This is a genomic window from Corynebacterium sp. TAE3-ERU16, assembly GCF_019209935.1.
GTDB lineage: Bacteria > Actinomycetota > Actinomycetes > Mycobacteriales > Mycobacteriaceae > Corynebacterium > Corynebacterium antarcticum.
Window position 1 is genome coordinate 176162 of sequence record NZ_JAHUTN010000001.1, and the last position, 18348, is coordinate 194509.

At 67.5% G+C, this 18348-nt stretch carries 17 protein-coding genes and 2 tRNA genes; 8 read left to right on the top strand and 11 right to left on the bottom strand.

Features of this window, described 5'->3' with window-relative positions; genetic code table 11:
• The first annotated feature begins 131 nt into the window (after nucleotides 1-131).
• Nucleotides 132-2876, top strand: a complete 2745-nt coding sequence (gene aceE / locus KRX55_RS00760; RefSeq protein WP_218405963.1) for a pyruvate dehydrogenase (acetyl-transferring), homodimeric type — start codon at nucleotides 132-134, stop codon at nucleotides 2874-2876.
• Nucleotides 2877-3024: 148 nt separating this feature from the next.
• Complete coding sequence (locus KRX55_RS00765; protein ID WP_218405964.1) at nucleotides 3025-3621, top strand: LiaF domain-containing protein; 597 nt, start codon at nucleotides 3025-3027, stop codon at nucleotides 3619-3621.
• Nucleotides 3622-3642: 21 nt separating this feature from the next.
• On the opposite strand, the gene KRX55_RS00770 is transcribed toward KRX55_RS00765, so the two are convergent.
• Nucleotides 3643-4680, bottom strand: coding sequence for an alpha/beta fold hydrolase (locus KRX55_RS00770; protein ID WP_218405965.1), 1038 nt, complete (start codon nucleotides 4678-4680; stop codon nucleotides 3643-3645).
• A 152-nt stretch (nucleotides 4681-4832) separates the two neighbouring features.
• Here KRX55_RS00770 and KRX55_RS00775 point away from each other — a divergent pair, with 152 nt between their 5' ends.
• The gene (locus tag KRX55_RS00775; RefSeq protein WP_218405966.1) at nucleotides 4833-5123 is read left to right on the top strand and encodes an acyl carrier protein; all 291 of its coding nucleotides are present in this window, start codon (nucleotides 4833-4835) and stop codon (nucleotides 5121-5123) included.
• 34 nt (nucleotides 5124-5157) lie between these two features.
• On the opposite strand, the gene KRX55_RS00780 is transcribed toward KRX55_RS00775, so the two are convergent.
• From KRX55_RS00780 to KRX55_RS00800, 5 genes are all read right to left on the bottom strand, one after another.
• Complete coding sequence (locus KRX55_RS00780) at nucleotides 5158-5580, bottom strand: hypothetical protein (RefSeq protein ID WP_218405967.1); 423 nt, start codon at nucleotides 5578-5580, stop codon at nucleotides 5158-5160.
• Between the two features lie 306 nt (nucleotides 5581-5886).
• Nucleotides 5887-6705: a serine hydrolase domain-containing protein gene (locus KRX55_RS00785; protein ID WP_218405968.1), complete on the bottom strand. Its 819-nt coding sequence runs from the start codon at nucleotides 6703-6705 to the stop codon at nucleotides 5887-5889.
• Between the two features lie 184 nt (nucleotides 6706-6889).
• The gene (locus KRX55_RS00790) at nucleotides 6890-8173 is read right to left on the bottom strand and encodes a dicarboxylate/amino acid:cation symporter (protein ID WP_218406208.1); all 1284 of its coding nucleotides are present in this window, start codon (nucleotides 8171-8173) and stop codon (nucleotides 6890-6892) included.
• Between the two features lie 451 nt (nucleotides 8174-8624).
• Complete coding sequence (locus tag KRX55_RS00795) at nucleotides 8625-9428, bottom strand: trimeric intracellular cation channel family protein (protein WP_218405969.1); 804 nt, start codon at nucleotides 9426-9428, stop codon at nucleotides 8625-8627.
• 181 nt (nucleotides 9429-9609) lie between these two features.
• A tRNA-Ile gene (locus KRX55_RS00800) sits at nucleotides 9610-9683 on the bottom strand.
• Nucleotides 9684-9874: 191 nt separating this feature from the next.
• On the opposite strand from KRX55_RS00800, the gene KRX55_RS00805 reads away from it, so the two are divergent.
• Nucleotides 9875-9950 (top strand) — tRNA-Asn (locus KRX55_RS00805).
• Between the two features lie 57 nt (nucleotides 9951-10007).
• On the opposite strand, the gene KRX55_RS00810 is transcribed toward KRX55_RS00805, so the two are convergent.
• Nucleotides 10008-10958, bottom strand: a complete 951-nt coding sequence (locus KRX55_RS00810) for an ornithine cyclodeaminase family protein (RefSeq protein WP_218405970.1) — start codon at nucleotides 10956-10958, stop codon at nucleotides 10008-10010.
• A 243-nt stretch (nucleotides 10959-11201) separates the two neighbouring features.
• Between KRX55_RS00810 and KRX55_RS00815 the strand changes: the two genes are divergently transcribed.
• Nucleotides 11202-11453 (top strand): hypothetical protein, encoded by a 252-nt coding sequence (locus KRX55_RS00815; RefSeq protein WP_200253125.1) that lies wholly within the window; start codon nucleotides 11202-11204, stop codon nucleotides 11451-11453.
• A gap of 155 nt (nucleotides 11454-11608) precedes the next feature.
• Complete coding sequence (locus KRX55_RS00820; protein ID WP_218405971.1) at nucleotides 11609-12448, top strand: class I SAM-dependent methyltransferase; 840 nt, start codon at nucleotides 11609-11611, stop codon at nucleotides 12446-12448.
• Nucleotides 12449-12473: 25 nt separating this feature from the next.
• On the opposite strand, the gene dnaG is transcribed toward KRX55_RS00820, so the two are convergent.
• Entirely contained in the window at nucleotides 12474-14372 is a 1899-nt protein-coding gene (gene dnaG, locus KRX55_RS00825; protein WP_218405972.1) for a DNA primase, read from the bottom strand.
• A 102-nt stretch (nucleotides 14373-14474) separates the two neighbouring features.
• Here dnaG and KRX55_RS00830 point away from each other — a divergent pair, with 102 nt between their 5' ends.
• Nucleotides 14475-14969: a ribonuclease domain-containing protein gene (locus tag KRX55_RS00830; protein WP_218405973.1), complete on the top strand. Its 495-nt coding sequence runs from the start codon at nucleotides 14475-14477 to the stop codon at nucleotides 14967-14969.
• The gene (locus tag KRX55_RS00835; RefSeq protein ID WP_218405974.1) at nucleotides 14966-15250 is read left to right on the top strand and encodes a hypothetical protein; all 285 of its coding nucleotides are present in this window, start codon (nucleotides 14966-14968) and stop codon (nucleotides 15248-15250) included. Before KRX55_RS00830 ends, KRX55_RS00835 begins: the two co-directional genes overlap by 4 nt.
• Here the strand turns inward: KRX55_RS00835 and KRX55_RS00840 are convergent.
• The 3 genes from KRX55_RS00840 to KRX55_RS00850 all read right to left on the bottom strand — a co-directional run bounded on the left by KRX55_RS00840 (nucleotide 15247) and on the right by KRX55_RS00850 (nucleotide 18307).
• Entirely contained in the window at nucleotides 15247-15606 is a 360-nt protein-coding gene (locus KRX55_RS00840; RefSeq protein WP_218405975.1) for an ArsR/SmtB family transcription factor, read from the bottom strand. The two genes, KRX55_RS00835 and KRX55_RS00840, sit on opposite strands and share 4 nt — an antisense overlap.
• A gap of 6 nt (nucleotides 15607-15612) precedes the next feature.
• Nucleotides 15613-16863 carry an MFS transporter gene (locus KRX55_RS00845; protein WP_370625716.1) on the bottom strand — a complete coding sequence of 417 codons (1251 nt, stop codon included), beginning with the start codon at nucleotides 16861-16863 and terminating at the stop codon, nucleotides 15613-15615.
• Between the two features lie 148 nt (nucleotides 16864-17011).
• Nucleotides 17012-18307 (bottom strand): deoxyguanosinetriphosphate triphosphohydrolase, encoded by a 1296-nt coding sequence (locus KRX55_RS00850; RefSeq protein WP_218405976.1) that lies wholly within the window; start codon nucleotides 18305-18307, stop codon nucleotides 17012-17014.
• Nucleotides 18308-18348 lie beyond the last annotated feature (41 nt).

Genomic DNA, 18348 nt, shown 5'->3' on the forward strand with positions numbered 1-18348 from the left:
GTGTACACACGTGCGTTTCCCACTGATCGTGGGAACGGGCACACCTTCCGGAGGAAAACCCCGAACAGGGGCTCCCGAGCCGGGCAGCCCGAACACAGGCACCAGATGATTGATCCACAGGAGGATTCGGTATGTCCCAGAACCAGGACACCACTGCCACGCCACCCGATGACAGCAACTTCGCGCTGATCCGGGACGGTGTCGCGTCGTATCTGAACGACTCGGACCCCGAGGAGACCCGCGAGTGGATGGAGTCGCTGGACGGCCTCCTCGCGGAAGCCACCCCTGATCGGGCACGATTCCTCATGCTCCGGCTCCTGGAGCGCGCCACGGCCAAGCGCGTTCCCCTTCCTCCGCTCACCTCAACCGACTACGTCAACACCATCCCGACGGAGATGGAACCCGAGTTCCCCGGCGACGAGGCCATCGAGCGCCGTTACCGCAAGTGGATGCGCTGGAACGCGGCGATCATGGTGCACCGCGCCCAGCGACCGGGCATCGGTGTGGGCGGACACATCTCCACGTACGCCTCTTCGGCCCCGCTGTACGAGGTCGGCTTCAACTACTTCTTCCGCGGCAAGGACCACCCCGGCGGCGGCGACCAGGTCTTCTTCCAGGGCCACGCCTCCCCCGGCATGTACGCCCGCGCGTTCCTCGAGGGTCGACTCAGCGAGGACGACATGGACGGTTTCCGCCAGGAGGTCTCCCGCCCCCAGGGCGGTATGCCCAGCTACCCGCACCCGCACGGCATGCCCGATTTCTGGGAGTTCCCCACCGTGTCCATGGGTCTCGGTCCGATGGACGCCATCTACCAGGCCCGGTTCAACCGCTACCTGCACAACCGGGGCATCAAGGACACCTCCCAGCAGCACGTGTGGGCGTTCCTCGGTGACGGTGAGATGGATGAGCCGGAATCCCGTGGCCTGATCCAGCTCGCCGCACTGAATAACCTGGACAACCTGACCTTCGTGATCAACTGCAACCTGCAGCGTCTCGACGGACCCGTCCGCGGCAACACCAAGATCATCCAGGAGCTCGAGTCCTTCTTCCGCGGTGCCGGCTGGTCCGTCATCAAGGTCGTGTGGGGCCGCGAATGGGACGAGCTGTTCGAGCGCGACAAGACCGGCGAGCTCGTCCACCTGATGAACACCACCCCCGACGGCGACTTCCAGACGTTCCGCGCGAACGACGGGAAATTCGTCCGCGAGGAGTTCTTCAACCGGACACCGGAGACGAAGAAGCTCGTCGAGGACATGACCGACGAGGAGATCTGGAAGCTGAAGCGCGGTGGCCACGACTACCGCAAGATCTACGCCGCCTACCAGCGCGCGATGGAGACCAGGGACCGCCCGACGGTCATCCTGGCACACACCATCAAGGGCTACGGACTGGGCCACAACTTCGAGGGCCGCAACGCGACCCACCAGATGAAGAAGCTCACCCTCGACGACCTGAAGCTGTTCCGCGACAAGCAGCAGATCCCGATCTCCGACGAGGAGCTCGAAAAGGACCCCTACCTGCCGCCGTACTACCATCCCGGCGAGGATTCCGAGGAGATCCGGTACATGCTGGAGCGCCGGCGCAAGCTCGGCGGCTTCGTGCCCGAACGCCGTTCCTCGTACACGCCGCTCGAGGTCCCGGGCATCGACGCGCTGAAGTCCCTGCGCAAGGGTTCCGGCAAGCAGGAGGTCGCCACCACCATGGCGCTCGTGCGCACCTTCAAGGAACTCATGCGCGACAAGGAACTGCGCCGCCGGTTCGTCCCGATCATCCCGGACGAGGCACGCACCTTCGGCATGGACTCCTGGTTCCCGACCCTGAAGATCTACAACCCGCACGGCCAGAACTACACCCCTGTCGACCACGACCTGATGCTCTCCTACCGGGAGGCCGTCGACGGGCAGATCATGCACGAGGGCATCAACGAGGCCGGTTCCATGGGCGAGTTCATGGCCGCCGGCACCTCGTACGCCACGCACGGCGAACCGATGATCCCGCTCTACATCTTCTACTCGATGTTCGGGTTCCAGCGCACCGGTGACTCTATCTGGGCCGCAGCGGACCAGATGGCCCGTGGCTTCCTCCTCGGTGCGACCGCGGGTCGCACCACACTGACCGGTGAGGGTCTGCAGCACATGGACGGCCACTCGCCGATCCTGGCCTCGACCAACCCCGCCGTCGTCACCTACGACCCGGCGTTCGCGTTCGAGCTCGCGCACCTCATCCGGGAGGGCATCGACCGCATGTACGGCCCGGGTCGCGGTGAGAACGTGATCTACTACCTCACCATCTACAACGAGCCGACCCCGCAGCCGAAGGAGCCGGAGAACCTCGATGTGGAGGGCCTGCACAAGGGCATCTACCTCTACGATCCGGCCGGTGAGGGCGAGGGCCACGAGGCCTCCATCCTCGCCTCCGGCATCGGGATGCAGGCGGCGCTCAAGGCGAAGGGGATCCTGGCCGAGGAGTACGGCGTCCGGTCCAACATCTTCTCCGTCACCTCGTGGAACGAGCTCGCCCGTGACGGCCAGGCCCGCGATCTCGAGCAGCTCCGCCACCCCGCGGAGGAGATCGAGGACCCGTACGTCCAGCGCAAGCTGGCTGACGTCTCCGGCCCGTTCGTCGCGGTCTCAGACTTCGCCACCGCGCTGCCGGAACAGATCCGCAAGTGGGTGCCCGGTGACTACACCACCCTCGGTACCGACGGCTTCGGATTCTCCGACACCCGCCGGGCCGCCCGCCGGTTCTTCAACACCGACGCCGAGTCCGTCGTCGTGGCTGTTCTCGCCGGTCTCGCCCGTGAAGGGAAGATCGACGTCTCCGTGGCGGACAACGCCGCCACGAAGTTCGAGATCACGGATCCGACGGTGGTCTGACCGGATCGTCGACGCTTCTCGCTCACGGGCTGTGCGCCCCGGAAAACTGGTTTCCGGGGCACACAGCCCGTTTCTTCCGTCGACCTACGGTACGTCCCCCGACCGGCCAGCAGGATCGACACGGGGAGACCCCGCTAGTATCGGGACCATGGACTCAACATCTGGCGGGCCGGGAGCAACCGGGGATCCGGGTGGGATCCCGCACCGCCGGTTGCGCGAGGAGACCGAGGCGGACCTGATCGGGGCCGTGGGACGGGGTCAGCTCGATCTCGGGACGTTCAGTGAGTTGTCCGCGGCGGTCTGGGCGGCTGAGACCCCCGACGAGATCCGGGCGACGGTGCAGCGGGTTCCGGCGCCGATCCAGAACCGCGCCGCCGTCTCGGACCCCGACCGGAGAACCATGAACATGGTGCTCGGGGACGTCTCCACCCGGGGCGTCTGGCACCTGCCCCGGGAACTGCGGATCCGTACGCTCATCGGGGATGTGACGCTCGATCTGCGGGAGGCCACGATGGCGTCGGACCACTGCCGGATCACGTTGGTGAGCCTGCTCGGGGACTGCACCCTGATCATCCCGGAGGGGGTGTCTGTGACGGTGACCGCGACGACGGTCCTCGGGGATTTCCGCACCGCAGCTGCGGGCAGGCCCACCGGCCCCGAGATCGAGATCGGGGGGTTCAGTTTCTGCGGTGACCTCACCGTGAAGACCGCGGCTCCGGGGCAGACCTCGGTCACGGGCCTCTGATTCAGCCTTCTCCGGTGATCGTCAGTTCGCGTGCGGAACCGCCGGGCGGGTGGCGAGGATGGCCTCGTCGATGATCGCGTTGACCGCGTCCGGGGCCTCCAGCACCACCATGTGCCCCGCGTCGGGGATGACCCTCAGTTTCGCCCGCGGCCACAGTTCGACGGTGCGCTCCGCCTGCTCTACCGGCGTGACGTTGTCCTTGTCCCCGACGACGACGTAGCCGGGTATCTCGCTCAGGTAGGCGACGGCAGCGAGTTCCTGGTGGCTCTGCAGTTCCGGGAAGAAGCCGATGTACGTCTCGGCCGGGGTCTCCTGGATCTGGTCGGCGTGGAACTCGATGACGTCGTAGTCGGTGTCGTTGCGCTGGAAGATCGTCACCGCCAGAACCGGCGCGAGCATCTCCATCATCTCCTTCCGGATCCGGTCGGATTCCTCGGGGTTCCGGGAGATCACCCCGTGGACCCGGTCCGCGACAGGATTGTCGATGATCTGGGCGATCCCGCCGGAGGCCATCGGCTCCATCGCGGTGGAGACCGTGATCACGGCGGAGATCCGGGCGCGCAGGGCGTCGCCGCAGCGGCGCACGAGGCTCATCAGGATCATTCCCCCCATGGAGTGTCCGACGAGGATGATCCGACCGGTGGGGACCCTCGCGGTGATCACTGCGAGGACGTCATCCGCCGCGCCGTCGATCGTGCACCGTTCGGGGTCGACCTTCCCGGTGGCGCCGTGCCCGCGGAGATCGAGCAGCACGGACCGGATGTCGGGGTGGCTGTGGCGCAGATGATCCACCTGGAAGAACCAGGCTTCCGCGGTCAGTGTGAACCCGTGCACGAAGACGACGGTGGTGTCCGCGTGTTCCGGGCCGACCTCGTAGTAGTGGAGGTCGATCCCGTCGTTGGTCACGATCCCGCGACGGTCGATGTCGGTGAGTCCGGGGCGGATCCCCTCCGTCTGGATGCCGGCTCGGACGGTGCGCAGACCGGAGCGCCCCCACGGGGTGATCCGGTGGGAGATACGGCGCAGTGCGTTGGCCGCGCGGCCGGGATCCAGGACCATGGTGGCCTTCCTGATTGAGGGGTCGACGGTTTCGATCGATCACACAATACCGTCTCGGCGCCCGTTGGTATGACACGGTCACGTGCCGGTAGCCTGGGCAGTGGCACCACCGCCCCGAACCGTCTGATCAACAGCGAAGGACACCGCCCGAGATGTCGCTCACCGAACCCATCACCCATGCCGCCGAACCGGGTACCGGAACACTGACAACCGTCGTGGACGTCATCGGCACCGCCTCGGGGCTCGAGCCGGAGGAGATCTCGGGCGACTCCCGGATCTCGGATCTGGCCATCGACTCACTGTCCCTGGTGGAGATCGCGGTGCGCCTCGAGGATGCCTTCGGCATCCGGATCGTCGACACCGACATGGACCGTTTCGGCACGGTCGCCGATATCGTGGCGCTGGTCGACGAACGCGCCGCGGAGGACAACTCCGGTCAGTAACGGGATTCCCCGTTCCGGTTTCCCGTCGCGGGATTCAGCCCCACCCCGCCGTCCACCGGTCATCCGCTGGATTGCGGTCGAACACGGTCAGTTCGACGTCGAATCCGTGGGTGTCGCCCAGACCGTCCAGGAGCCTGGCCAACCGGAGCAGTTCGTTCCGTGCCCCGCTGAGCGGCTGACTGCAGTCGACTCCGCGCGGAACGGCGCACGAGCGACTCCAGCCGGTGCACCAGTCCGCGGTCAGCGGATCGGTACCGGGCGGGGCCTGGAGGCCCGGAGTCGGCAGGCACACGGCCATGGCGGTCTCCACCACCGGACGGAGGTTCACCGGAAGTCCGGTGATGGTCAGGCGTGCGTGGGTGGTGTTCGTGCGCGCGCCAGCGGCACGGTCCGGTTGTCCGGCGCCGGAACCGTCGCGCAGGGCAGGCGCGGTGGAGCATGTTGATCGCTGTGTCACGGATGTCCTCGCAATGGGCAGCACGGTGAACACCATGCCAGCGTGAGCGGTCGCACGATGTCTCCATCGTTCGTGCGCCCACGCTGGATGGTGCAAGACGAGGTTCGTCTTCCCCAACGGCCTCGGTCTGCGCTCCCCCGCCCCTGTCCGTCTCCCCGGTCACGGTGATCATCGATCAGGTGACGGCGGGCGATAACAGAAAGGTAACGGCGGACTATCCTGACCCAAGTGTCAGGCAACACAGATCACACCGGCAACTCTCGACGACAACTTGATCCCCCCATTTCCTGAACCTCAACCTGAGGATCAGAAGGTGGCCAGCTCCGCCCAGACCGTATCGTTCGTTTCCGACCAGAGCGGCTTCGCCCATTCGCCGAAGTTCCTGTCCGTCAGTACCACCATCGCCCGTTCCGTGGGGCGGTGCACCCAGAGATACGTGCCCGACTGCCCGAAATGCCCCACCGTGTCGGCGGGCATCCCGGCCCCGGTCCAGTGCGGGTCCTTCCGTCCACGGATCTCGAATCCGAGTCCCCACGGACAGGGCTTCTGCATCCCGTACCCGGGAACCACCCCGTCGAGATCGGGGAACTGCACCTGCATGGCGGCGTCAACGGTCTCCGGGTGCAGCAGGGTCGGACTGAGCACCTCCCGGGCGAAGACCGTCAGATCACGGACGGTCGATTCCGCGCCGTGCCCGGCGGATCCGGTCAATCTCGTCCGGTTCATCCCCAGGGGTTCGAAGACACCCTCCCGGAGATACTCGGAGAACTCCATCTCCGCCTCCCCCGCCACCACGTCGGCGAGGATCTCGAAGCCCGCGGAGGAGTAGATGCGCCTGGTACCCGGATCCCGCTCCGGCTCCCGGGAGGCGAATCCCACTCCACCCGCGTGGGAGAGGAGCTGTCGGACCGTCGCCCCGTGGGGACCGACCCCGGAATCAAGGTCGAACACGCCCTCCTCCACCGCGAGAAGGAATCCCCACGCCGACAACAGCTTGGTGACGCTGGCCAGCTGATAGCTTCGTCCGGTGTCCCCCACGGTCGTCAGCTCTCCGCCCGACACGACCGCGGCAGCGGCGTTGTCGACGGGCCAGGAGTCCAGGGAAGCGAGAGCGTTGAGGTCCATGCACGGGATTCTATCGGGTGTCGGGCCGTACCCCGCCCCGGTGCGGAGCCAGGCAGACCGTTGCACCGGCAGGCCCCGGGCGTCGGGCCGGCTCCCACGGCGAACGGCCGATCCGACGGGCACGTGGTGTCCGTCGGATCGGCCGCTTCTTCCCCGGTTCCTGTCGGGGACGGGACCACCGGATTCAGCGCTCGGCGCTGGCCGCCGTACGGTCCGAGGCGAACAGCTCCTCATCGAGGATGCCCTCGCGCTTCGACACGACGGTCGGAACGAGTGCCTGGCCGGTGACGTTGACCGCGGTCCGGCCCATGTCCAGGATCGGATCGACCGCGAGGAGCAGCCCGACACCCTCGAGCGGAAGGCCGAGAGTGGACAGCGTCAGCGTGAGCATGACGATGGCTCCCGTGGTTCCCGCCGTGGCGGCGGAGCCGATGACCGAGACGAAGACGATGAGGAGGTAGTCGGTCAGCTGGAGATCGATGCCGTAGAACTCGGCGACGAAGATCGCCGCGATGGCGGGGTAGATCGAGGCGCAGCCGTCCATCTTCGTCGTGGCACCGAGCGGGACGGCGAAGGAGCCGTAGGCGCGGGGAACTCCGAGTGCACCGACGGCGGTACGCTCCGTGACCGGCATGGTGCCCATCGAGGAACGGGTGGCGAAGCCCAGCGAGGTCGCGGGCCAGACCTTGCGGTAGAACTGCGTGATGGACAGCCCGTTGAACTTCAGCACCAGCGGGTAGATGACGCCGATGACTATGGCCAGTCCGATGTATATCGCGAGCACGAAGCTGCCGAGGGAACCGATGGCCTCCCAGCCGTAGACGGCGACGGCCTTACCGATGAGCGCGGCGGTGCCGATCGGGGCGAGGCGGATGATCCACCAGAGGACCTTCTGCACGATGGCGAGCAGGGAGCGGGCGAAGCCGATCACCGGCTCCGCGTCCTTGCCGACCTTGACCGCGGCGATGCCGAACGCGATCGAGATGAGCAGCAGCTGCAGCACGTTGAAGTTGGGGCTGGCCTCCAGCGCATCTCCGGAGCCGTAGAGACGGACATCGAGCCCGAGGATGTTGCTCGGCACCAGGGACTGGATGAAGGCGGACCAGCTTCCCACGAAGCCGGGATCTGCCGCTGAGGCCACGTCGATGCTGGCACCGCGTCCCGGGTGGATCAGGAGCCCGACGCCGATGCCGACGAGGACTGCGGCGAGCGCCGTGACGGCGAACCACAGCAGGGTCTGCCAGGCGAGGCGGGCTGCATCGGTGACCTGTCGGAGGTTGGCGATCGAGGTCACCACCGCGGTGATGACCAGTGGCGGAATGAGCACCTTGAGCAGGCCGACATAGGCCGAACCGACGGTGGTGAGCGTCGCGGCGAGCCAGTTCCCGCCGCCCAGGGAACGGGAGACGAGACCGAGAATGAGTCCGATGATCAGGCCGTAGATGATCTGGGCGCCGAAACTCGTCAGCGGATTGGACCGCTTCCCGGGCTTCGTCGCCGCGTCGGGATCCCGGACATCGTCAGAGCGGGTCCGGGAACCGGAGATTGATGTAGACACGTCAAATGGTCCTAACTGAAGATGGGTGTGTTGGTTCGGGGGCGCGGGTTCCCTGGCACGCCGGCACGCGGCCTGAGTTCTGTGGCTTCACGGTGTACCGGCGCAGGGCGGCGGGGCCGGTCGCGGTGACGGCTCGCCCGCCACGCTCCACGAGGTGGGTCAGCGACAGTGGCGCGACATCCGCATGCCCGGACAGCAGCCCGTGACCGGGCCGGTCACGGTTCCGGGGGTGATGTTCACGGACTGGCGGAGGCTCATGCCGAAGACCCTACTCCGAACCGATCTGTCCAGTCAATATATACCGATCTGTCTATTTTTGGAAGGGTGCTTCAACCCAGTTCACGACACCTTTCAGTGGCTATCAGTCCGAAAGGTCGGGATCCTCAGCGCCCGAAGCCCGCCATCTCCTGCGCTCCTCGGCGACGCCTTCCGCGTGGCCCTCGCGACGTCCTTCAGCGATACCGTCGCGCTCCCCCCTGCGCTCGGCGCGCTTCAACGCCTTCACCAGCTGCGCCGCCGTCATGTTGACCGGCGCCCACTCCGGATTGGCCGGCAGCACCCAGCCGCGCCAGTAGGCGAGGATCGCGAAGCCGGCGCCGCAGACCGTCGCCGCGATCATGCCCACGCCGTCGTGACCCGCCCAGTTGAAGACGACCATCGTCGTCGCAGCGGTGATGGCCGGGGTGGCGTAGAGCGTGTTCCCACCGAAGATCGACGGGATGTCCCCGCAGGCCACATCCCGGATCATTCCCCCGCCGACCGCCGTCAGCACACCCATGAATACGGCGGAGGCCGCCGGGAGCCCGTAGCTGAGCGCCTTGGTCGACCCGGTGACCGCCCACACCCCGAGGATCACCGCGTCCCCGTGCACCCGGAACAGCTCCCACGCGCGCCCCTTCAGGTGGATGACCATGGCCAGCACACCGCCGGCGACGGCGACACCCATGTACATCGGTTCGGCGATCGCCGCCGGCGGTCCCTGCTGGAGCAGGGCGTCCCGGACCATGCCTCCGCCGAGCGCGGACAGCAGCGCCAGTACGGAGAACCCGATGATGTCGAAGTTCCGTTGCCGGGCTATCGTCCCGCCGATGGCCCCGTTGAGCAGGACGCCGATCAGGTCGAGACTGCGGTAGATCCCCAGGATGGAGGGGTCGACAGTGAGCATGTGCCTTATCCGACCACGAATCCACCCCGCATGTCATCCCACCCACCGGGGGCGGCCCCGCAAACACCCCCGACAACCCGGCACACCCACCTGACACCACGGAACCGCGGGAGCACACATCCGCATCCCGGTGCCCCGGGAAAGCGTGATGTCCCGCTGCGCTCGCAGCGGGACATCACGGTGGGGCCGCCGGGGCTCGAACCCGGGACCAGCGGATTATGAGTCCGCGGCTCTAACCGACTGAGCTACAGCCCCGCGCCGACGCTCGGTGACCGTCGACCGGTTCACAGTATAACCGCGACGCCACCTCCCGGTCACACCGGCGTCACCGACCCCGGGCCAACCACCTGAAAAGATGTCTGAGGTGGCAATTTGCCATCCCCCACGGGCGCCGATATAGTAATTTTTCGTTGCCCGGGGCGCGCTCCGGGACACGATGAAGTCATTCCCCCATAGCTCAATTGGCAGAGCATTCGACTGTTAATCGAAGGGTTACTGGTTCGAGTCCAGTTGGGGGAGCCACAGAGAAGGTCGGACGGTTTCCACCGCCCGGCCTTTCTTCTTTCCACCGCCCGGGCGTCAGTCGGATCCGTCGGTGTCCACGGTGTCCACGAGCGCACGCATGAGTGCCCAGTCCTGGACGGCTACGCCCACGGATTTGAATACGGTGACCCTCGCCGGATCGTGGGACACATCTCCCGCCGCGAGGGCGGAGCCGAGGGTACGCAGATCCCCCGGATCCAGTTCGCCGTTGTCCACCGCCTCTATGATCTCCCCCGCTTCAGCCGTCACGGCCTCGACGTCGTCGACGAACAGTGCCGTGCGTGCGACGTCCGCTCCCGACATCTCCCGCATCTCCGGACGGTAGGACCCGATGAGATTGACGTGCGCTCCGGGTTCGAGGTCCTCGAGTCTGAACAGTTCCTCGGTCGACGGTGTGACACAGCAGATGATGTCGGCGCCGGCGACGGCGGCACGCGGATCGTCGGAGGCGGTGAACCGGACATCCGGGAATTCGCCGGCGACCCGTGCGATGCACGCCTCCGCCGATTCCCGGGTCAGGGCGGCGACGGTGACCGAGCTGATCGCGCGGACGGCGAGCACCGCGCGGATCTGGTCGGGGGCCTGTCCCCCGGCGCCGATGACCGTCAGCGCATCGGCGTCGGGCGCCGCCAGCAGATCCGCCGCGACACCGCTGACAGCCCCGGTGCGCATCGCGGTGGCCTCCGCCGCGTCCGTACCGACGTGCCGTTCGGTGCGCCACTCCTCCCACGTGAGCGTCCCCGACAGCGCCGGACGCCGGCCCGTGAAATTCGCCGACAACGACTTCACCGCGAGCGTCTCACTCGCGATGTGTCGCACCGGCATGACGAGGAAGTTCCCCTCGCCCGGAGCGAAACGCAACGGGATCTCGAACTCACCCCCGTGCAGGCTGATCAGGGCCTCGCGGACCCGGTCGACGACGGTGCCCATGTCGACGGCCACGCGCAGCTGCTCGGCGTCGAACCAGATGGTACGGGACGGTGCCACATGTCCTCCTCGGGGTAGCGGTGGAGGATCGTGTGCCGTGCACCGCCCCGACGCTCCACCGGTCCCCGGGGCACGGAACCGACCCCAGACTAACAACATTCCCCGTCGCGACCGGTGGCAACCCGGAGCCGCCCACCGGCGGTGGTGGGTCGCCTGCTCCGGACCGCTGCCCGTGGTCGACACCTTCGGTAGAGTGAGGACAACGACCCCAGCCCCCCCCCAATCAAGGAGCATCCCCCTCACATGATCCAGTTCGTCGTCGGTGCGGCCGCAGGTTACGTCTTCGGCACGAAGGCCGGCCGAAAGCGCTACCACCAGCTCAAGAAGGGGTACACCATGGCGGTCGAGTCTCCGGTGGCCCGCGCCGCTGTCACCGCGACCCGGAAGGCCGTCGCCAACAAACTCGATCCGGAACCCCGGATGAAGGAGGTCAAGGACCTCCGCAGGGGCACCACGGGGTCCGGTCAGACGATCCTTGAACCCGACGAGGACTGACCCGGGCTTCGGCCGCCCGAAAAAAATCTTTCGAGCCACCGTTCCGCACTGCTGCAAAACAGCGTATTCTCGCTGGTGCAGGATGCGGCCACGGTGGCTCTCTCCTGTGGCGACCCCCACCCGGGGCCGCCGGTACCAGGTGAGAGGGGACGAAAATGACCGCGACAGCGGACCTCTACGGGGACAACGTCGGCGCCACGCTGGCGACCACGGTGTACTCGCGCGCCACGGCGGGTGAACGCTACCGCATACCCGGATGGCACGACGATCAGGCCCGGGAAGTGTGGGAGAGACTGGTCGAGGTCGGACGCGCCGCCGGATCCGACCCCAACGATCTCGTGCTGACCGGTAAATCGAACGTCGCGGGAACCGTGTGGCGGTCGATGGCCATGGACGCACGCGTCCGTCAGTTCGCCGCCGAGCACGAGGATTCGGAGATCCAGGTGGTCACGCTCGGCGTCGGGCTGTGCAACCGCGCCTCCCGTCTCGCGGACCTCGACGCGTCCTGGTTCGGGATCGACAGGACGAAGGTCCTGGAACTCCGGTCCAGGCTGATCCCGGAGGACGACACGCAGCTCATCGACGCCTCCGTCACCGAACCCGGGTGGATCGACGGCATCGACGCCGCGGTACCCGCCGTGTTCGTCGCGGAAGGGTTGCTCATGTACCTGACCCGCGACGATGTCACACAGATTCTCACCGACATCGGGCGGCACATGTCCGCCCCGGCGCGGTTCATCTGCGACGCCCACCACGCGAGCATCATCCGACGTCCGACCAGGTCCCAGATCACCAGACGCACCGGCGCCGTCTACACCTTCGGTATCGAGGACTCCCGCCATCTGGCGGCGCTGGCACCGGGCTGGCGGGCGGTCGGGGACGACGACACGTGCAGCCCGATCGGTGTCGGCATGAAGATCGCGTCCGGGGTGTTCCGGATGCTCCGCGGCGGCGTCCTCTACGGGATCAAGACCATCGAGTTGCCGAACCACTGATGAGGTGAACGGACCGGTGGCGGGATCAGCCGGTCCTGAATGCCCGGTCCAGGAGCTCCCGGCGCGCCTGCTCGAGCGCGACGAGATCGGCGAACATCGAGTTGTACGCCAGCTCGTCATCCGAGGGGCGCATCCGCTGCAGCTGTCCCTTGAGCTGCGCGATCTGGTTTCCGACGCGGACCTCCTGCAGCCTGGACAGCACACTGTCGGTGTACCGGCCCAGTTCCCCGTCCTCGCAGTGGATCGGCTCCACCGCCAGACCGGAGACCAGATGCTGTCCGACCAGATCGTCCATCTCCCCGGCGACCCTCGACAACCAGTCGACGCCGTCGTGGGCGTTGCCGCATCCGCCGGCCTCGCTGATGGCGCGCCGGATCGCCCGGTAGGTGGGATGCGTGAACGCGTCCACGGGCAGACCGTCGAAGTACTCCCCCGCGTACTCCGGGTACTGCAGGGCGAGTTTGAGACTCTCCCGTTCCGGCCAGAGCCGGGGTGTGCGCTGATCCGGTAGCTCGAGCGCCGGCTTGTCGGCGGGTGGCGTCTCCGCGTTGTCGAACCGGCGGGCGCGCCGCGGCTCCTGCTTCTTCTTCGGCCGCCTGGCCTCCGCGCGGACCTGCTCGAGAACCTCGGTCGGATCCGCCCAGCCGACCCATCCGGCGAGTTGTCGGGCGTACTCGTTGCGGAGCGTCTCGTCCCTGATCCCCGCAACGACGGGTACGCCCCGCCGGAGTGCCTGCAGGCGCCCGTCCGCGGAATCGAGCGGGTAATCGGCGATCATCGTCCGGACGACGAACTCGAACATGGGCACCCGCCGGGCGACGAGATCCCGGACCGCGGCATCGCCGCGCTCGAGGCGGAGATCGCACGGGTCCATGCCGTCGGGTGCCACCGAGACGTAGGACTGACCGGTGAACTGCTGATCCCCCTCGAAGGCGCGCATGGCGGCCTTCTGTCCCGCCTCATCCCCGTCGAAGGTGTAGATCAACTCACCGCGGAAGTAGTTGTCGTCCAGCATGAGGCGGCGCAGTATCTGCAGGTGCTCCTCACCGAACGCGGTGCCGCACGCCGCGACGGCCGTCGTCACCCCGGCCGCGTGCATGGCCATGACATCGGTGTACCCCTCGACCACGACGGCCTGGTGCCCGGAGGCGATGGCCTTCTTCGCGTGGTCGAGCCCGAACAGCACCTTCGACTTGTGGTAGAGCAGCGTGTCCGGGGTGTTCATGTACTTGCCCATCTGGTCATCGTCGAAGAGCTTGCGCGCCCCGAAGCCGATGACGTCGCCCGCGAGGTTGCGGATGGGCCAGAGCAGCCGGCGGTGGAACCTGTCGATGGGGCCGCGTTTGCCCATCGTGGTCACACCCGCCGCGGTCAGCTCCTTGACGTCGAAGCCCTTCCGCAGCAGATGCTTCGTCGTCGTGTCCCATCCTCCGGGTGCGTAGCCGCAGCCGAAGCTCCGGGCGTGCTCGGCGGAGAAACCCCGGTCGGTGAGGAACGCGCGGGCGGTCGCGGCCTCCGGGGTCTCGAGCTGTTCCCGGTAGAAGGCGTGGGCGGCCTTGTTCACGGCGACGAGCCGCTGCCTGGTCCCGGGTTCCTCACGGCGTCCGGGACCGCCCCCCTCGTAGTTGATGTGGTAGCCGATCTTCTCGGCACAGATCTCCACGGCCTCCGGGAAGGGGATCTGCTCCATCTTCATCAGGAAGCTGAATACGTCCCCGCCCTCACCGGTGGAGAAACAGTGGAAGTACCCCCGGTTCGGCCGGACGTGGAAAGACGGGGTCTTCTCGTCCTTGAACGGGGAAAGGCCCTTCAAGGAGTCGCTTCCGGCGGGCTTGAGCTGGACGTACTCCCCGATGATCTCCTCGATCGGGGTGCGCTCACGGATCGCCGCGATGTCACTCTCCGGAATACGTCCCTTTGCCATGCCCACCACTGTAGTGCCGGATCGGCGGACCGGAGGACTGACCACGGGCCCTCGTACCACCCGGGTCCCGGTACGCCGCGGTGTTCATGCGATCATGGGGCAATGGACAATCGCCGCCTGCTGGGTGCCGTCGCCGGAGCCGTTCTCGTGCTCGGTGCGGCGTGGTTCGGTATCGATCTGAGCGGAGATCCCACGCCACCTTCGACCCCGACGCGGGAATCCACCCGCGCATCGACGACGCAACCCTCGCCCGCGCGTTCGGGGACCCGGGCACCGTCCGCGGCACGGGAACGGACCTGTCCGCTGGACACCCTTCCGGAGCAGGCAGAACTCGTGGTGGAGGACATCCTCGCGGGTGGCCCGTTCGACCATCCGTCGCACGACGGAAAGCACTTCGGCAACTACGAGCGTCGCCTGCCGCGGGAGAACAACAGCTACTACCGGGAGTACACGGTGGAGACGCCGGGCCTCAGACACCGCGGTGAACGCCGCATCATCACCGGCGGCGGCACCGACCGCGACCCGGACGTCTGGTACTACACGGACGACCACTACGACAGTTTCTGCCTGATCCCGGATGCGGAGGAGAACCGATGACCGCACGGACGGTGACTCTCGGAGCGGCCGCCGCCGCCAACGAGACCACGTGGTTCGCCGCCCTGTTCCATGCCTGCGACGCAGATCCCGAGAGGCCCGTCCCGAAGAATCTCGATGCCCTCGCGGACTTCCTCGGGGAACAGACCGGGCTACGGAAGGTGGTGAGCCCTGATCTGTCGCACTGGGCCCGGGAACGGCGGGTCCTGCTGTGCCGGGTGTTTCTCGGTGCCGGGGTCGATCTGCAGCTGCGCCGCTCCCCCGGTACCGGGGACCACATCTAGGGGTGCCGGGGCTCGCCGCTGATGACGTGATCGGCGTGATTGACGGCCTCGGTCACGAGCCGGACCAGGTGCCCGTCGTCCATCCGGTAGATCACGCGGCGCCCGTCCCTCCTGGTCTGCACCAGGTTTCCGGACCGGAGCTTGGCCAGGTGCTGGGAGACGGCCGTCCGGGAGATTCCCGTGGCCGCCACCAGATCACCGACCGAGTACTCGGCGCCACTGAGCAACCACAGGAGGTGGAGGCGCGTCGGTTCAGCCAGGAGTTTCAGGGTGGCGGCGCCGGTGTCCAGAAGCTCGGCCGATACGGGCGGATCGTGCACCAGGGAGGCGGCGGGATCACGCGGTTTCATCTTCATGATCCCTCACGCTACCGGCCGCCGGGAGCTGAACGCCCTGGACCCCGCGCCGACCGCCAGGAGGGTCATGGCGAGAAGTACCCCTGTGGCCGCGGGCAGTCCGAACCAGACCCCGAGGAATCCCGCCGCCGGATACGTCGCCAGATAGCAGGCGTGGGACAGTGAGAACTGGGCCGCGAATATGTAGCTGTAGCTCTCGGGTTCGACGTTCCGTCGCAGCACCCGGGACATGGGGGTCTGCAGCGCCGACGTCGCGGAACCGAGGACGAGCCAGAGGGCGATGACCGTGAACCAGGCGCCGGCGCCGTCGAGCCGACCGCCGACGGTCAGCAGCAGCATGAGTCCCGCCAGCGTCGCGGCTCCCGCGAGGGCGCCGGCCGTCATCACGGCACGGTCGGACACCAGGGCGAGGATCCGGGGAAGAGCCAGCGCGGTCAGCATCGACCCGAGACCGAATCCGGCGAGGGTGATCGCGAGCGCGGTGTCGCTTCTGTCCATCTCCCCACGGACGATCACGACGGTGTTGATCATGACCGTCGCCATCGGCGCGGCCACCGCGAGGTTGAGCCAGAGCACTCCCCGCAGTTCCGGTTCAGCCGCCATGATCCGGGCCCCACGGAACACCCGGGACAGGAACCCGGACTGCTCCGCCTCCGGATCGGGACGTGCCGGCAGGCGTGTCCCGATCACCAGCGCCGCGGAGACGAGGAAACCGAGCATCGTCCCGATGAACAGGTTGTGGTAGCTCATCACCGCGAGGAACAACGCCGCGACGGCGGGGCTGGTGATCTGCTCGACGTCGTACGCCATCCGGGACAGGGACAGGGCGTTGGTGTACTCGTCCTCGTCGGGGAGCACCTGCGGTATGACCGACTGGAAGGTCGGGGTGAAGGTGGCCGATGCGGCCTGCAGCAGGAAGATCGCGACGTAGAGCTGCCATTCGGAGTGGACGAACGGCAGGCAGACCGCGATGGAGGCGCGGACGAGATCCGCGGTGATCAGGACGGGCTTGACGGGCAGCTTAGCCGCGACCGCCGTGACGGTCGGTGCCCCGATCACGTAGACGAGGATCTTGATGGTCAACGCGGTGCCGAGCACGAGTCCGGCGTCGCCGCCCGCGATGTCGAAGGCGAGGAGCCCGAGGGCGACCGTGAGCAGACCTGTGCCCACCAGTGCTACGACCTGGGCGGTGAAGAGCCTCCGGTAGGTCCGGTGCCGGAGGACACTCAGCAGTGGTGGGGCGGCGGGTGCGGACACTCCGGGCTCGTTTCTGTCGTCGCGGGGGATCCCCGGTCGGGTGGGGCCGGGAATCTGCATACATGTGCACAGGTGCGCACATGTATGCAGATTAGGCTGCCTTCACGGATCTCCGCAACCACGCACTCCCCCGGGCCGGGCGAAAACGTCAGATGTAGTACCCCGCCACTCCGCTGGCCTGTTTCGCGGTGCGTTCGAGTCGGGACTCCGTCATCGAGGCGATCTGGTCGATGATCACCCGGGACCGTGCGGCGTCACTGTCGGCGTCGGCCCACCAGGCCGCGAAGATCGGGTCCAGCGTGCCGGGGGCGCCGAAGGTCAGGTAGTCGTGGACCCGCGCGATCCGCTCCCGCTGCCGGTTCTGCCGCTGCTGGTGGCGGGTCTCCTCCATGACGTAGAGAACTGCGATGGTCTTGAGCATCTGAACCTCCGCGGCGGCGGCCGGTGGGACGACGAGACGCCCGTGCATCCTGCCCAACCGCTCGTCCCCGGTGGCCTCGAGAGTCGCGCCGACGGTGGCCCCCACATACCGGCCGACCAGTTCGCTGGTCAGCGCCTTGAGCGCGACGAGAGACGAGAGTGAACCGTCGTAGTCCGCCGCCGCCGCGACGACGGGGAGCTGGCGGAGGGAATCCGCCGCGGCGATCATCTCCTCCGGGTCGCCGCCGAAGGCCTCGGCCCCCTTCTCCGCGAGTTCCGCGAGCTCGAAGAGATCCCACAGGACCCGCAGGCTGATGCGCCCCGAGCAGATGCCGTCCTCGACGTCGTGCACCGAGTAGGCGACGTCATCGGACCAGTCCATCACCTGCCCCTCGATGGAGGGCCTGGTGTCCAGTGGGTCGTGGCCCTCGCGGATCCAGGCGAGCAGCTCCACCTCCTCGTCGTAGGCGCCGTACTTGCGGCGCGGTGTCCCGTCGGGCGCGATCCGGGGCCACGGGTACTTGCAGGCGGCATCGAGGGAGGCACGTGTCAGGTTGAGACCGTGCGGCGATCCGTCCGGGGCGAGGATCTTCGGTTCCAGGCGCGAGATGATCCGCAGCGTCTGGGCGTTTCCCTCGAAGCCTCCGCAGTCGGCGGCCAGCTCGTCGAGGGCCACCTCACCGTTGTGCCCGTAGGGCGGGTGCCCGATGTCGTGGCAGAGACCGGCGAGATCAGCCAGATCCGGGTTCACGCCGATGCCGGAGGCGATGCCGCGGGCGATCTGGGCCACCTCGAGGGAGTGCGTGAGCCGGGTTCTCGGGGTGTCTCCGTCCCTGGGTCCGACGACCTGGGTCTTGTCGGCCAACCGTCGCAGCGCCGCGGAGTGGAGGACCCGTGCCCGGTCGCGGGCGAACGCACCACGGTTGTCCACCGAGGCCGCACCCATCTGGCTGCCTTTCGGTTGCTCATCGCAGAAGCGCGCCCTGTCTTCGGCGGTGTAGCGGTACTGGGCGGGGCTCTCCACGGTCGGTCGGCGTCTCCTGGTCGGGGGTGTGGTCGGTCGTT